This is a genomic window from Streptomyces profundus (assembly GCF_020740535.1).
Lineage (GTDB): Bacteria > Actinomycetota > Actinomycetes > Streptomycetales > Streptomycetaceae > Streptomyces > Streptomyces profundus.
In genome coordinates, this window is record NZ_CP082362.1 from 3,588,206 (window position 1) to 3,602,372 (window position 14,167).

The 14,167-nt window shown below is 72.4% G+C and carries 10 protein-coding genes, 1 tRNA gene and 1 other RNA gene; 8 read left to right on the forward strand and 4 right to left on the reverse strand.

The window, feature by feature from the left end:
- Positions 1-327: 327 nt before the first annotated feature.
- From K4G22_RS15795 to K4G22_RS15805, 3 genes are all read left to right on the forward strand, one after another.
- Positions 328-2,967, forward strand: a complete 2,640-nt coding sequence (locus K4G22_RS15795) for an ATP-binding protein (protein ID WP_228080877.1) — start codon at positions 328-330, stop codon at positions 2,965-2,967.
- A 103-nt stretch (positions 2,968-3,070) separates the two neighbouring features.
- Complete coding sequence (locus tag K4G22_RS15800; RefSeq protein ID WP_228080878.1) at positions 3,071-3,211, forward strand: hypothetical protein; 141 nt, start codon at positions 3,071-3,073, stop codon at positions 3,209-3,211.
- A gap of 13 nt (positions 3,212-3,224) precedes the next feature.
- Positions 3,225-4,301: a polyprenyl synthetase family protein gene (locus tag K4G22_RS15805; RefSeq protein ID WP_228080879.1), complete on the forward strand. Its 1,077-nt coding sequence runs from the start codon at positions 3,225-3,227 to the stop codon at positions 4,299-4,301.
- A 97-nt stretch (positions 4,302-4,398) separates the two neighbouring features.
- Here the strand turns inward: K4G22_RS15805 and K4G22_RS15810 are convergent, their stop codons facing one another.
- The 3 genes from K4G22_RS15810 to K4G22_RS15820 all read right to left on the reverse strand — a co-directional run bounded on the left by K4G22_RS15810 (position 4,399) and on the right by K4G22_RS15820 (position 7,685).
- Positions 4,399-5,271: a nuclease-related domain-containing protein gene (locus K4G22_RS15810; RefSeq protein WP_228080880.1), complete on the reverse strand. Its 873-nt coding sequence runs from the start codon at positions 5,269-5,271 to the stop codon at positions 4,399-4,401.
- Positions 5,268-7,316 carry a TerD family protein gene (locus tag K4G22_RS15815; RefSeq protein ID WP_228080881.1) on the reverse strand — a complete coding sequence of 683 codons (2,049 nt, stop codon included), beginning with the start codon at positions 7,314-7,316 and terminating at the stop codon, positions 5,268-5,270. The genes K4G22_RS15810 and K4G22_RS15815 overlap by 4 nt, the downstream gene beginning before the upstream one ends.
- Positions 7,317-7,600: 284 nt before the next feature.
- Positions 7,601-7,685: transfer RNA gene (locus K4G22_RS15820), tRNA-Ser, on the reverse strand.
- 85 nt (positions 7,686-7,770) lie between these two features.
- Here K4G22_RS15820 and ffs point away from each other — a divergent pair.
- The 5 genes from ffs (at position 7,771) to K4G22_RS15845 (ending at position 11,963) form a co-directional block, all read left to right on the forward strand.
- An RNA gene (gene ffs, locus K4G22_RS15825) (signal recognition particle sRNA small type) lies at positions 7,771-7,865 on the forward strand.
- 30 nt (positions 7,866-7,895) lie between these two features.
- The gene (locus K4G22_RS15830; RefSeq protein WP_228080882.1) at positions 7,896-10,034 is read left to right on the forward strand and encodes a DNA polymerase III subunit gamma and tau; all 2,139 of its coding nucleotides are present in this window, start codon (positions 7,896-7,898) and stop codon (positions 10,032-10,034) included.
- 69 nt (positions 10,035-10,103) lie between these two features.
- Positions 10,104-10,451, forward strand: a complete 348-nt coding sequence (locus K4G22_RS15835; RefSeq protein ID WP_078856762.1) for a YbaB/EbfC family nucleoid-associated protein — start codon at positions 10,104-10,106, stop codon at positions 10,449-10,451.
- Positions 10,452-10,502: 51 nt separating this feature from the next.
- Positions 10,503-11,102, forward strand: coding sequence for a recombination mediator RecR (gene recR / locus K4G22_RS15840; protein WP_228080883.1), 600 nt, complete (start codon positions 10,503-10,505; stop codon positions 11,100-11,102).
- 219 nt (positions 11,103-11,321) lie between these two features.
- Complete coding sequence (locus K4G22_RS15845) at positions 11,322-11,963, forward strand: DUF5063 domain-containing protein (protein WP_228084102.1); 642 nt, start codon at positions 11,322-11,324, stop codon at positions 11,961-11,963.
- A gap of 59 nt (positions 11,964-12,022) precedes the next feature.
- Here the strand turns inward: K4G22_RS15845 and K4G22_RS15850 are convergent, their stop codons facing one another.
- Entirely contained in the window at positions 12,023-14,158 is a 2,136-nt protein-coding gene (locus K4G22_RS15850) for a SpoIIE family protein phosphatase (RefSeq protein ID WP_228080884.1), read from the reverse strand.
- Between the last annotated feature and the right edge of the window lie 9 nt (positions 14,159-14,167).

Genomic DNA, 14,167 nt, shown 5'->3' on the forward strand with positions numbered 1-14,167 from the left:
CGTGGTGGTGCGGCGCGATCCGCGCGTCGCCAACGGCCCGCCGGCAGGGGTGTGCCGGGGGCACCCCACCGTGGCCCGGCGTCGCGCAGCGGTTGCGCGGGCCCGTCCCGTGCCAGCGCGGCAAGCGCCCACCGTGGCCCGGCGCCGCGCAGCGGCTGAGCTGGGACTTCAGCGAGAATTCACCGAGCCTCCAGCAGACTTTCCTGGGGCCTCCGCAGTATCACCCCAGTGGCGTTGCGCCTCATAGACCACGGGCGTTCATGTCGCAGGGACCGGGTCCGGGCATGCCACACGCGCGGGCCGAAGGGGGAAGGGGGAGAGGACCTCATGTCGGGACGTGATTTCATCACCTCGCCCGCTCCCTTGAGCCGTGTCCCGGAACTGGTGACGGCGGAGACGACCCCGCGGCACCCGTCCCGGACTCGGCTCCTGGGGCGGGAGTTCGAACTGGCCGCGGTGACGCGGCTGCTGATCGATCCAACGGTGCCACTGCTGACGCTCACCGGGCCCGCCGGGGTGGGCAAGAGCAGGCTGGCGAGGGCGGTCTGCGCCGAACAGGAGCCGCTGGGCGGTCGCCGCGTGGTGACCGTCGACCTGGCCGAGACGGACCGCCCGGATGTCGCGTGGCACGAGATCGCCGTCGCCCTCACCCCGGCCGTGGCCCGTACCGGCGCGTGGGAGCGGCTCGCGACCCCGCGCGCCGGCGCGAGCCGGAAGGAGTGCGCCCCGGCCGACGCCACCGCCCTGGCCTCCCCCCACGCCCAGGTCAACGAGCTGGCCGAGGAGTTGGCCGAGCAGCTGGCCGCCGACGCGGACGGGCCGACCGTGCTGCTCCTGCTGGACAACTGCGATCTGGTGGCCGCCGCGCTCTCGCTCGACCTCGCCGCCCTGATCCACCGTTGCCCCCGGCTGCGCGTGCTGGTCACCAGCAGGACCTCGCTCGACGTCTCAGCCGAGCGCCTGTTCCCGCTGGAACCCCTGACCGCCGGCCCGCTCACCGCCGACACCCGCGTCGTCGAGCCGTTGACCGCCGAGTCGTTGACCGCCGAGCCGTTGACCGTCGAGTCGTTGACCGCCGGGGCGCGCGCGACGCGCCCCGTTCCGGCGTGGGCCGGTACGGGGCCCGAGGCCACCGTCTCGCGGGGCGCCCCGGCCGTCGAGCTGTTCCTCGGCCATGTGCAGGCGTACTACCGCAACCAGGTGCTGCACGGCGCCGACCTGGAGGCGATCGCCCAGATCTGCGCCGAGCTGGACGGCGTGCCGCTGGCCATCGAGGTGACCGCGGGAGCCGTCGGGACGCTCAGCCCCAGGACCCTGCTGGCCCGGCTGCGCGGCGGCGAACACCCGTACCGCACCCGGCCCTTGGACGTGGCCAACCGGCATCGTTCGCTGTCGGCGGCGCTGGCCTGGGGCGAGGGCGCGCTCAGCGCGGAGGAGCAGAGCCTGATCCAGCGGTTGGCGGTCTGCGAGTCGCCCGTCGACGTGGCCGTCGCCGAGCGCGTGGGCGGCCTCAGCTGGTGGCGCGCGGCCCGGGTGATGGACGGACTGGTGCACAAGAGCCTGCTGTTGAGCGTCGACCGGCAGAGCGAGAGCGACGGCGAGCCCGAGTTCCGGATGCTGCGCACCACCCGCAACCACTACCGCACCCAACTGGCCGCCGACCCCGCGCGGCTGGCGGAGACACACGCCCGGCACCTGGCGCACTACGCGGCCTTCGCCAGGGAAGCGGCCGAAGGGCTGGCCAACGAGGCGGAGCGCGGTCGTTGGCTGGACGCCGTCGGCGGCAGGCTCGCGGATCTGCGCCTGGCCGTGCGCACCGCGCAGGACCGGGGAGAACACGACACGGCCGTGCGGCTGTTGCTCGGCCTGGAGGACGCCTGGGTGGCGCATGGCGTGCTGGCCGGCATGGCGGCGCTGCTCGACCGGACCATCGACGCCGTCCAGGCCGCGCCGGCCGACGCCACTTCGCCGCTCGCCCCGGCCCTGGAGGGCGCCGGCCGCTGGGCGGAGCTGTCCGCCCAGACGGCCGCCGCCCGCACCGCGCTGCGGCAGGCGGAGACGGTCTACCGCAGCAGCGGCGACCGGTTCGGCGTCGCCCGGGTGACCGGGCAGCTCTCCGAACTGGCGCGCCGCGCGGGCGACCTGCCGGGCGCGGCCTCGTTGGCGGCCGACGCGGTCGCCGCCTACGAGGCGGTCGGGGACCGCACGGGCGCCGCCGCGGCGCGCCGCACCCAGGCCCTGGTGGCCGCCGCCCTCGGCGCGCCGGACGCGGAGGCGCCGCTGCGGCGGGCGCTGGACGATCTGGCGGGCCTGGACAGCTGGCACGCCATGGGCGTCAGGGCCGCGCTGCGGCTCGACCTCGTCCGGGTGCGACGCATGGCCGGTCGCCCGGTCGACGCCAGGACGGCCGCGCTGGAGGCGCTGGGCGGCCTGCCCGCCCCCGACTCCTCCCCCGGCGGCGTGGCGGCGCTGCTCGAAGTGGCCGCGCTGAGCGCGTCGACCGAGCAGGAGGACGAACGCCTCGCCGCGGCGCGGATGCTGTTCGCGGCGCGCGTGCTGCGCGAGCGGCACGGGTTGCCCCTCGGCGAGGACGAGGAGGAACTCCGCGCGCTGGAGGCGCGGTTGGCGGAGACGCTGCCCGACGGCGCGCTGGCCCGACTGCGGCTGCGGGCCCCAGGCGTCTCGCCACGGGCCGCGCTGGACGAGGCACGGGAGGCGCTGGCCCCGCCGCCGGGGCCCCCGCCCGAGGTCGACCCGACGCTACGCGAGTTGACACCCCGCCAACAGCAGATAGCGCTGCTCGTCGCCGAGGGGCTGACCAACCGGCAGGTGGCCAGGCAGCTGGACATATCCGAGTGGACCGTGGTGAACCATCTGCGGCAGGTGATGCGGAAGTTGGGATGCCCGTCCCGGGTACACGTCGCCCGCGTCATCCAGTCGTCCGCCGGCACGGCCGCCGCCCAGTGAGCCCAACGCCCAGTCCGCTGCCCCCGATCCCGCGATCTCCGCAGGTCGGGGGCGCTCTGGCAGAAGTCTGTCACCGGCGTTGCGATTGACCGACGATGCCGCGATGGCCAGGCTGGAGGACATTCTGAACGACGGGCGCCCCGTCGCGCCCCTGCCGGGAATCCCGACCCGTGAGCCGGCGTTCGTCGGCGCTCTGGAGCCCGACGGCGGTTCCGCTCCCGGCGGTCCGCCGACCGCCCGCTAGCAGAAGGAATGCCGTGACCGGACCAGCGCAGGACGCGGCCGTCGCCGCTACCGAGAACCTCGCACCGCATGAACTGCGCGGCCGGATTCTCGCCCGCGTGGAGCAACGCCTGACGGACTTCCTCGCCGCCGAGCGGGGGACGTTCAACGAGCAACAGCCCGACTCGGTCGAACTCCTCGACACCGTGGCCGCCATGGTCAGCAGCGGCGGCAAGCGGCTGCGGCCCGCCTTCTGCGTCGCGGGGTACCTCGCCGCCGGCGGCGACCCCGAGTCGCCCCAACTGGTCGACGCCGCCGCCGCCCTGGAGTTCCTGCACACCTTCGTGCTGATGCACGACGACGTGATGGACGACGCCGACCTGCGGCGGGGCGACCCCACCACCCATATCGTGCACACGCGGCTGCACGAGGAACGGGAGTGGCGCGGGGACCCGCGCCGGTACGGCGAGGGCGTCGCCATCCTCGGCGGCGACCTCGCGCACGTCTTCGCCCACCGGCTGATGCAGGGCATGCCGCCCAAGGTGCTCACCGTCTGGAGCGAGCTCTGCACCGAGCTGATGTCGGGCCAGTTCCTCGACATGCGGGCCGCCGCCCGCTTCCGCCCCGACCCGCCGCTGGCCCGCCATATCGCGCTCTTCAAGTCGGCGCGCTACACCATCTCCCGCCCCCTCGCGGTGGGCGCCGCGCTCGCCGGCAACGACGAACTCCTCGGCACCTTCGAGGAGTACGGCCAGGCGACCGGCGAGGCGTTCCAGCTCCGCGACGACCTGCTGGACGCCTTCGGCTCCACCCAGGCCACCGGCAAACCCACCTGGCTGGACTTCAAGCAGCACAAGATGACGCTGCTGATGTCCTTCGCCATGCGGGACGAGCCGGAGGTCGCCGCCCTGGTCGGCGACGACCTCAGCGCCGTGGAGCCGGAGAGACTGCACGCCCTGCTGATGCGCACCGGCATCCGCGACCGGGTGGAGGCCGTCATCGACGCCCAGGTCAAGGTCGCCTCCGAGGCCGTCCGCGCCACCTCCATCAGCCCCGAACTGATGGAGGAACTCACCGCCATGGCCCACGCCGTCGCCTACCGCGACGCCTGACCCCAGGCCGCCCCCGACGGGCGGGGTGGCGCGGCCACCCCGCCCTCGGCGCGCTCTCGTCCGGCGCCTTCGTCGCGCGTCGGTGCGGCGCCCGTGGTCAGCCGTCCGATCCGGCGCGGGCGCGGTTCCAGGTCCGACGGTCCCGCGCCGTCGTGTAGATGCTCTCCACGCCGGCCGCGCTCCAGACGCCCGTGAGGGACCTCATCGATGCGATCTCCCGGTGGCGCACCACGCGTACGTCGTGCAGCGAAGGCACCACCACGACCTTCCGCGCGTCCACGAAGGCGAGCACGGGGGAGACCTCGACGGGGAAGCCGCACGCCCGGGTGAGAGCCGCGGAGGCGCGCCTGGCCTCGGCGCGGGACTTGCGTACATAGGGATAGGACCGGTCGGCGATCTTCACGGAGTCGTCGCCGACCCAGATGTGCGCTCCGCTGTGGTGCTTGGTGTTGAAGGAGAAGACTCCGCCCGGCCCGATCAGCAGGTGGTCGATGTCCACCTCGCGCGGCAGCGGTATCGAGTGCAGGACGCGCCAGCCGCTGGCGGCCAGCCGTTCCAACTCGGCGCCCGCCCTCTGCTCACCGCGCAGGCCCTTCCGCCAGCTGTCCGCCTCGGACGCGCGGCCCAGCAGCCTCGTGAGCAGGTAGCGCCAGAAGCTCGGTCTCAGCTCGGCGAGTTTCGCCAGCAGCGCCTCGCCGGGCCGGTTCCCGGCGAGGTCGTCCCCGGGGCGAGGCCCGACCGCAGGGGAGCGGACCTGGGGCACGGGATCGACGGGAGCGGGCGACGCCTCCGCCAGATGGGGAGCGAGAGCGCGCAACGCGTCATCGCGCCGCTCCTCCACGAGCACCGTGATCCGCCCGGTGGCCCGGTCCAGCCAGGCGATCTTCTCACCGGCCGGGGAGTTCACATACAGGCGGTCATGGCCGAAGCGCTTCCACGGAGAGACCGTCAGGTCGTGCGACTCGCTCATATCGCCCCCGCCCACGCGTCCTTGGCCTGATCCTGCTCCCCGCGCTGCGAGCGGCGGGACGGACGTCGCGCCAGGGGAGTGACGACACCGTTGACGAAGCGGTCGACGGCCTCGTCGATACTGCGGATGAAACTGGTCTCGGCGTTGCCGCGGGTGTTGCCCATGCTCTTGAAGAGGGACAGACGGAAACCGGTGATCCGGGCTCCGTCGCCCGGGAGCAGATCGGCCGGCTCCGGGCGCAGTCGTTCCAGGGTGCCACGTGGTCCCGTCCCCTCCTCGACCAGCGTTTCGACGTGCACATCGGCCGGGGCGTCGCTCAGCTGCCGGAGCAGTCGCTTGGCCCAGGAAAGGGGGTAACCCTGCTCGGGCGCGGGGGCGTCCATGGATGTGCGCAGTTTGCCGGTGCGCAGATCCGCCGTGATGGCGAGCACGCCGCGCGTTCCCTCGATGCGAAGTTCCGCGGTGAGGCGGCCGTCGCGGCAGAGCTGATCGGCGAGGGCGACGCGGCGGGCGCCGGGATCGGCGGTGCGCCTGCCGCGCCGCACCGGCAGGACCTTCTGGCCCAGCTCGCCGCCCAGCCGGAGACACACCTGCCGGACCAGGCGTTCCCAGCTCTCCACGACGTCGACCGCGCGCCGGTCCCCCTGGCCGAGGGTTTCCTCGTCGATCGCGTTGCGCACCGGCACCCAGGAGGGCCCCATGTTCTGGAAGCCATGACACCCCGAGCTACCGTGCTCAAGGTAGTGCAGGAGCTCATGGAGAACCCAGGCGTGTGCGGCATTGCCCACGCCCTCGTGGCGGATCAACATCCGTGCCTGATGCGTCACTTCTGCCCAGGACAGATGCCAGAGCGACACCTTGTGCTTACGCCGCCGGTCAATCTTGATCTCGACGAGCGGACTGCCCTCCAGCGCGACATCGTTGGAGAGCGTGATCACCGCCTCGTAGCCGCGGCGGGCGGCGATGTCCATGTAGTCCTGGACCTGTTCGGGCTTGAGGGGGTTGCCGTTCGTCTTCGTTTCGACGAGGGCGGTCCACAACTTGCCCGCCCGCTCGACGCGGATCACGCCATCCGGGCGTTTGGGAGCGTCGCCGTGCGGCAGCGACACCTCGGTGAAGGTCTCCATGCGGCCGGCTGGAGCGCCGAAGGCGGCGGTCAGGCGACGGCCGAACTCCGGCACCTGGGCCATCACGGACAGCAGGACGGAGGTGGCACGGGCCTCACGCTCGCGGTCGTTCTTGAGCGAGGGGACGGGGAAGAGCCTGGCCTGTTTCCAGGAATCGTGCTCCGCGAGCGACTTCTTGGCGACCTTGGGCAGGGTCACCTTCTTCCTCGCGGTACGGGGGCGCCGGGCCGGGCCAGGGACCGTCGCCACTACGACCGGCTCGGGGACCGGCGGCGGGGCCGGCACCGCGTCGACGAGCGGCCCCTCGGGCTCCCGGACTTCGGCCTCGGACTCCGCGGTGTCGGACTCCGCGGCATCGGACTCCGTGGTGTCGTCCTCCCCCTCGTCATCGATGTCGATACCGAAGTCCGTCGCCAGACCGGCGAGTCCGCTTTCGTAGCCTTGGCCGATGGCCCGGAACCGCCATTCCCCGGCGCGCCGGTATAGCTCGCCGAAGACGAACGCGCTCTCGGTCCCCGCGTCGTCGATGCTGAACCCGAGCAGTTCCTCTCCGGCCGTGTCGGAGAGGGTCAGGCGCAGATCGTGCAAGTCACCGAACCTGGCGCCGCCGTACCTGCTGGCCGCGATCGCCACCCGTTCGACGTCCCGAGGTATGGCCGAGAGGTCGAGGCTGATCCGGTCCTCGCTCCCGTCGGCGGCCGGGGTCTTGCCGAGGAGCTGGACACTGCCGTCCGGTGCGTCGGGGTTGTTGTAGAAGAAGAAGTCGCCGTCACCGCGCACCTTGCCGGATGCGTTCAGCAGGAGAACGGAGACGTCCGCGTCACCGTCACCGGAGTCGCTGCTCCAGGTCAGGCGGACGAGTAAACCCCCGGCGGTCTCGCTCAGGTCTCTCAGAGCGATGTTCGCGCCTTTGATCATTTCGCGCATACGACCCCCCAGGCTGCTGCGGCGTTACCCACGCCCTCACGTTGTGTCGAGGCACCATAACGCCGAATGACCGTGCCCGGCACAGAAATCGACACACGGCGGACTCGGGGCATCGAGCCACGCGCGGCGTTCACCGTCTGGGACGAACTCCCTCCGGGGGAACCCCGGCCGCACCCGCCGTGGACACGATCCAGGACAACGGGGCGCCGGACCAACGACGAAGCCCCCGGCCGCTCGCGCGGTCGGGGGCTTCGCTCAGCCCGGTGAGAGCTGGGCGGAGGATACGAGATTCGAACTCGTGAGGGTGTGAACCCAACACGCTTTCCAAGCGTGCGCCCTAGGCCACTAGGCGAATCCTCCGCCGGACACGATACAAGACTTGGGTGAGTGGTCGCGAACCGCGTGCGGGGGTGGGGGTGGGGGGTGGCATCCGGTAGGGTTGGCGTCAGCCCCTCACGTGGCGCTATCTCACTGAACTCCCCCAGGGCCGGAAGGCAGCAAGGGTAGGTGGGCTCTGGTGGGTGCGTGAGGGGCCCTTGTGTGTCAGTGGGGGCCTATATCGTCGTTGTTGTGTCCTCCCTCGCGCTGTACCGCCGCTACCGACCCGAGACCTTCGCCGAGGTCATCGGGCAGGAGCATGTCACCGACCCCCTGCAGCAGGCGCTGCGGAACAACCGGGTCAACCACGCGTATCTGTTCAGTGGCCCGCGAGGCTGCGGTAAGACCACCAGCGCGCGGATCCTCGCCCGGTGTCTCAACTGCGAGCAGGGCCCCACGCCCACCCCCTGCGGGGTGTGCCAGTCCTGCCAGGATCTGGCGCGGAACGGTCCGGGCTCGATCGATGTGATCGAGATCGACGCCGCCTCGCACGGTGGTGTCGATGACGCGCGGGACCTGCGGGAGAAGGCGTTCTTCGGCCCGGCAGGCAGCCGTTACAAGATCTACATCATCGACGAGGCGCACATGGTCACCTCGGCGGGCTTCAACGCCCTGCTGAAGGTGGTCGAGGAGCCGCCCGAGCACCTCAAGTTCATCTTCGCGACCACGGAGCCGGAGAAGGTCATCGGCACCATCCGGTCGCGCACCCACCACTACCCCTTCCGGCTGGTCCCTCCCGGCACCTTGCGCGAGTACCTCGCCGAGGTCTGCGCCAGCGAGGAGATCCCGGTCGAGGAGACGGTGTTGCCGCTGGTGGTGCGGGCCGGCGCGGGTTCGGTGCGGGACTCCATGTCCGTGATGGACCAGCTGCTCGCCGGCGCGGACGCCGCCGGCGTCACCTACGAGATGGCCACCGCCCTCCTCGGCTACACGGACAGCGCCCTGTTGGACGGCGTGGTGGACGCCATCGCCGCCGGCGACGGTGCCGCCGCCTTCGGCGTGGTGGATCGGGTGATCGAGGGCGGTCACGATCCGCGCCGCTTCGTGATGGACCTGTTGGAGCGGCTCCGCGACCTGTTGATTCTCGCCGCGGTACCGGACGCGGCGGACAAGGGCCTGATCGACGCCCCCGTCGACGTGCTGGATCGGATGCGTGGGCAGGCGCAGGGCATGGGCGCCGCCGAGCTGAGCCGAGCCGCCGATCTGGTCAACACGGGGTTGACGGAGATGCGGGGGGCCACCTCGCCCCGGTTGCAGCTTGAGTTGATCTGCGCGCGGGTGCTGCTGCCCGCCGCCTACGGCGACGAACGCTCCCTCCAGAGCCGGTTGGACAGGTTGGAACGGGGCGTGTCGCTGGCCGCCCAAGCCGCGCCGCAGCCCGCCCAAGCGCCGCCGCCCGCCGCCCAGCCCCCGGCAGCACAGCAGCCACCCCCCGCCGCCCAAGCACCCCCCGCCCAGCCGCCGCCCGCCCAAGCCCCGCCGCCCGCCCAAGCCCCGCAGCCCACCCAGGCCGCGCCGCCGGCCGCGCCGGCCCCCGCCCCCGGCGCGTGGCCGAGCGGCGGGGGCGGCGGGGCCCGCCCCGGGGCCTGGCCCGGCGCCGCCGCGCCTGCCGCCCAAGCCGCGCCGGCCGCCCAAGCAGCCCAGGCCGCGCCGCCGGCGCAGCAGCCCCCCCCGGCGCCCCAGCGGCCCGCGCCCCAGCAGCCCGCCGGCGGCACCGGCGATCCCGCCCAGGTGCGGCAGCTCTGGCCGGACATCCTGGAGGCGGTGAAGGGCCGCCGCCGCTACAGCTGGATCCTGCTGAGCCAGAACGCCGAGGTCGCCGGCTTCGACAGCGCCACCAGCACGCTGCGGCTCTCCTTCGCCTCCCCGGGGGCCAAGGACAACTTCGTGAACAGCGGCAGCGAGGACGTGCTGCGCCAGGCGCTCAACGACCGCATGGGCGTGTCCTGGCGCATCGAGGCGGTGGTCGACCAGGGCGGCGGAGGCGGTGGCGGCCTGCGTCCCGGCCCCCCGGGCCCGGTGGCCCCGCCGGCGCCCGCGGCGCCCCAGCCGTCCCCCCGTCCCGCCGCGCCACCGCCCGCCGCCCAGTCGGCGCCGGCGCCCGGGCAGCGCCCGGGCGGCCCCGAGCAGTCCCGGCCGGCGGCTCCGCCCGAGAGCCCGGCGCCCCCCCCGGTCGCCGAGGCGCCGAGCCCGCCGCGCCCCCGGGTGGCCGCCGAGGACGACATGCCGGGCGAGGATGACGCCGATCTCGACGACACCGCGCTCAGTGGTTATGAGTTGATCGTCCGGGAGCTGGGAGCGACGGTTCTTGAGGAGATTCACCACGAGTGAGACCCGGAGGGCGGGAGCCCGTACGCTCAGGGGTACGGAATTGTTGTCGATAGCCCAGGAGTGAAGCCCGTGTTCCCTGGTGGCGGTGGGGTCGATATGCAGCAGTTGTTGCAGCAGGCCCAGAAGATGCAGCAGGACCTCGCCACGGCACAGCAGGAGCTGGCCGAGACCCCGGTCGAGGGGAGTGCGGGTGGTGGCCTGGTCAAGGCCACGGTCACCGGCTCCGGCGAGTTGACCGCCCTGGAGATCTCGCCCGCCGCGGTGGATCCGGAGGACACGGAGACGCTGGCGGATCTGGTGATCGCCGCGGTGCGGGACGCCAACAACGCCGCTTCGGAGCTGGCCAAGGCCAAGTTGGGCCCGCTCGCCCAGGGGCTCGGCGGCGCCGGCGGCGGCATCCCCGGCCTCCCCCTCTGACATGGCCGACAGCGGTGGATCGGGCAACGGGAGAAGGGGAAGAGGCATCCCGTGTACGAGGGCGTAGTCCAGGAACTCATCGATGAGCTGGGCCGGCTGCCGGGCGTGGGCCCGAAGAGCGCCCAGCGGATCGCCTTCCACATCCTCCAGTCCGAGCCGGCCGACGTGCGCCGGCTCGCGCATGCCCTGACCGAGGTCAAGGAGCGCGTGCGGTTCTGCGCGATGTGCGGCAACGTCGCGCAGGAGGAGCACTGCCGGGTCTGCGCCGATCCCCGTCGCGACCTCTCGGTGATCTGCGTGGTCGAGGAGCCCAAGGACGTGGTGGCCATCGAGCGCACCCGCGAGTTCCGTGGCCGCTACCACGTGCTGGGCGGGGCGATCAGCCCGATCGACGGGGTCGGCCCCGACGACCTGCGGATCCGGGAGTTGCTGGCCCGGCTGGCCGACGGCTCGATCGTGGAGCTGATCCTGGCCACCGATCCCAACCTTGAGGGCGAGGCCACCGCCACCTACCTGGCGCGCATGGTAAGCCCCATGGGCCTTCGGGTCACCCGGCTAGCCAGCGGGCTGCCCGTGGGGGGAGACTTGGAGTATGCCGACGAGGTCACCTTGGGCCGCGCCTTCGAGGGTAGGCGCCTGCTCGATGTGTAACGCGATGGGCGCCATGGGCGCGACGAACGTGACAGCGGCGCCCGCGGCGCGGGCGATGGGGACGGCCGCTCTCCTGGACGCGGGGCGCGCAGACGTAGGGACCGTTGGGGAGGCGACCGGCTGATGTCCGACGCGACGAGCGGAACCGGGATCGATCAGACGCCGATGGACCAGATCGAGCAGGCCGGTCGGCTGGACCGCGGGGAGGGAGCGCCGGCGATGGCCGTGGGGCCCGACAGCTTCTCGGTGCAGATCTGCGACCACGTCGAGAGCTTCGTGGTCGCGGTCACCGAGGTCGCCCGAGGGGACGATCCGGACAGCGCGGTGCCGTATCTGCTGTTGCAGGTCTCGCAACTCCTGCTCGCCGGCGGTCGGTTGGGCGCCCACGAGGACATCGTTCCGGATGAGCGCTACGAGCCGGACACGGGCCCCGAGCCGGATATGGACGAGTTGCGCGAGCGGTTGGCGGCGCTGTTGACGCCCGTTGACGTGTACTCCGAGGTCTTCGACCCCTATGTGCCGCACAGCAAGCCGGTCGCGGCGCGGATATCCGATGATCTGGCGAACATCATCAGCGATCTGCGGCATGGCATGGCGCACTACCGCGAGGGCCGGGTCAGCGAGGCGCTCTGGTGGTGGCAGTTCTCCTATCTGACGAACTGGGGGCCCACGGCCAGCGCGACGCTCCGCGCGTTGCAGTCCCTGGTGGCGCACGTTCGACTGAACACTCCGTTGGCCGAGTTGAACGGTCTGGACACGGACAGCGCGGCCGAGGACGGTGACCTGGAGCGCCAGGCGGGCCGGGTGATGGCCGCCGAGATCGGCGCCCCGCTCGGTCTCAACACGGCCGACCGGGGTTGACGAGCGTCCTGGACCGCCGTGTGCCCCGGTGAGTGGCCGCTGTGCGCCCCGGTGAGTGGTCAGGGGCCGATGCGGAGGAGCAGCAGCGCGATGTCGTCGTTTCTGGTCTCCGCGTGGTCGGTGCCGTGCAGCAGCCGGTCGGCGAGGGCGTCCAGCCGCTGGTCCTCGGCGCCGAGCAGTTGATCGGCCATCCGGAGGGCTGATTCCTCCAGGTCCTCGCCCGGCGTCTCTATCAGCCCGTCGGTGTACATCACCAGCACCGATCCCGGCGGCAGCGGGATCTCGACCTCCGGGTACTCGGCGGCCGGGTCGATGCCGAGCAGCAGCCCCGGAGGCACCGACAGCAGGCCGATGCGGCCGTCCGGGTGGCGCAGCACGGGCGGTGGGTGTCCGGCGCTGGCCAGCCGAAGGCGGTGCGTGGCGCGGTCGTATTGGGCGTAGAGGCAGCTGGTGAAGAGGCCGGGGTCGAGGTCGGTGAGCAGGCGGTTGGTCCGGCTGAGCACCTCCCCCGGGGAGACGCCGGCGGTCGCGTGGACGGCCGTTCTGACCTGGCCCATCAGGGCGGCGGCCGTCACGTTGTGGCCCTGGACGTCGCCGATGGCCAGCGCGGTGCTGTGCTCGTCGAGCGGGATCACGTCGTAGAAGTCGCCGCCGATCTCGATGCCCTCGGTGGCCGGCAGATACCGGGCGGCGACGGTGAGCCCGGGGAGTTCGGGCAGGCGGTGCGGGAGGAGCCCGGCCTGGAGGCTGAGGACCAGCTCGTGCTTGGCGTCATAGAGCCTGGCCCGGTCGAGCGCCTGGGAGATCAAGCTGGACAGCGAGGTCAGCATCGCTCGTTCCTCGGCCGAGAAGGAATGCTCCCGGTCGTAGGCCAGTACGAAACAACCAACAGATCGGCCAGAAGTGATCAGTGGCAGAAAGCCGAAGGCGTGCAGATCGGGCGAGGGGCGCAGGTGCGGGTGGTCGTGGAGCATCGCCTCGGTCGAGGCGTAGAACGCCGGCGCGCGGTTGACGAGGGCGTGACCCGCTGGCGAGGGCGGCGGGTACAGCGGCTGGTTGTCGTAGCGTTCGATGGCCTCGGGGGCGAAGCCCCGATAGCCGACGGACCGCAGACGACCGCCTTCGGCGACGAAGAGAATGAGCGCTTGCGCGCCGAACGAGGGAAGTATCTGGTCGGCGACCGTTTCCACCACGTCCCTGACGCCCACCGCCTGGGTGAGCGAAGCGGCGAGTTGAACCAGCTGGTAGAGGGCGCCGCCCTCGGCGGGTGACGTGGGAAGCCGGCCGCCCTCCCGCTCCTGGGCCTGGGTGTCGGGCTCCGGCTCGGCGGTCTCGCTGATCCGGATGGCCATGCCGCGTGGCCCCGGATAGACCAGAAATGAGATCCACTGATCAGGTGACCTCTGCGCGGTGAGCGAAACCGGCTCTCGACTGAAGATCGCCGTTCGGTACCGATCGGCGACGATCGGATCGCGCAGCCAGGGCAGGGCTCGGTGCGGCCTTCCGCCCACCAGTTCGTCGACCGTGGTGCCGAGCAGTTCGGCCGCGCGTTCGTTGGCGTGGGTCACCACACCCGCCAGGTCGACGGCGCACCAGCCGTCGGACAGGGTGTCGACCAGGTCGACGGCGGCCAGCGCCTCGTCATGGCCTGGGGTGCGTGCCCGGGGGCGGATCAGCACCCGGGGCTCGGCGCCGGGCAGGAGCGGCGCCCCGGTGCCGTCCGCCATCCGGATGACGTCCGCCGTCCGTCGGCAGAGCCGGTGGAGTGCGGCCTTCTCGCCCTCGGTGGGCGAGGGCGGGTGGGACGCGGGCCAGAGCAGGGAGACCGCGCCTCGGCAGCGGGGCGCGCCCCCGGACTCGTCCATGACGGGCGCGGAGCCCATCGCGAAGGCGTAGGGCATGGCCATCGCCGCCTGGCGGTCGTCGCCCGCGACCTCTCCGCGTCCCTGCACGTCCTGCCAGACCAGCCGTCGCTCCCTGACCGCCTCGGCCACCGGCTGGCGGGCGTCCAGCCTGACCCGCAGCCACGGCCAGGCCAGCTCGGGGGGAACGCCGCAGATCATCGCCAGCCGCAGGGTGTCGGAGCCGGGCCGCAGCAGATACACCTTGCCCCCGTAGGCGCCGGTCTCCGCCAGGGCGTCGAGCAGCGGCGGGCCGAGCGAGGAGAGCCCTGAACCATGCCGAGAAACACCCACGATCAAACG

What these genes read in the sequence shown, in the direction of transcription:
- K4G22_RS15795 (WP_228080877.1), top strand. Translation starts at nt 328, where the DNA reads ATGTCGGGACGTGATTTCATCACCTCGCCCGCTCCCTTGAGCCGTGTC.
- K4G22_RS15800 (WP_228080878.1), top strand. Translation starts at nt 3,071, where the DNA reads ATGGCCAGGCTGGAGGACATTCTGAACGACGGGCGCCCCGTCGCGCCC.
- K4G22_RS15810 (WP_228080880.1), bottom strand. Translation starts at nt 5,271, where the DNA reads ATGAGCGAGTCGCACGACCTGACGGTCTCTCCGTGGAAGCGCTTCGGC.
- K4G22_RS15815 (WP_228080881.1), bottom strand. Translation starts at nt 7,316, where the DNA reads ATGATCAAAGGCGCGAACATCGCTCTGAGAGACCTGAGCGAGACCGCC.
- K4G22_RS15845 (WP_228084102.1), top strand. Translation starts at nt 11,322, where the DNA reads ATGGCCGTGGGGCCCGACAGCTTCTCGGTGCAGATCTGCGACCACGTC.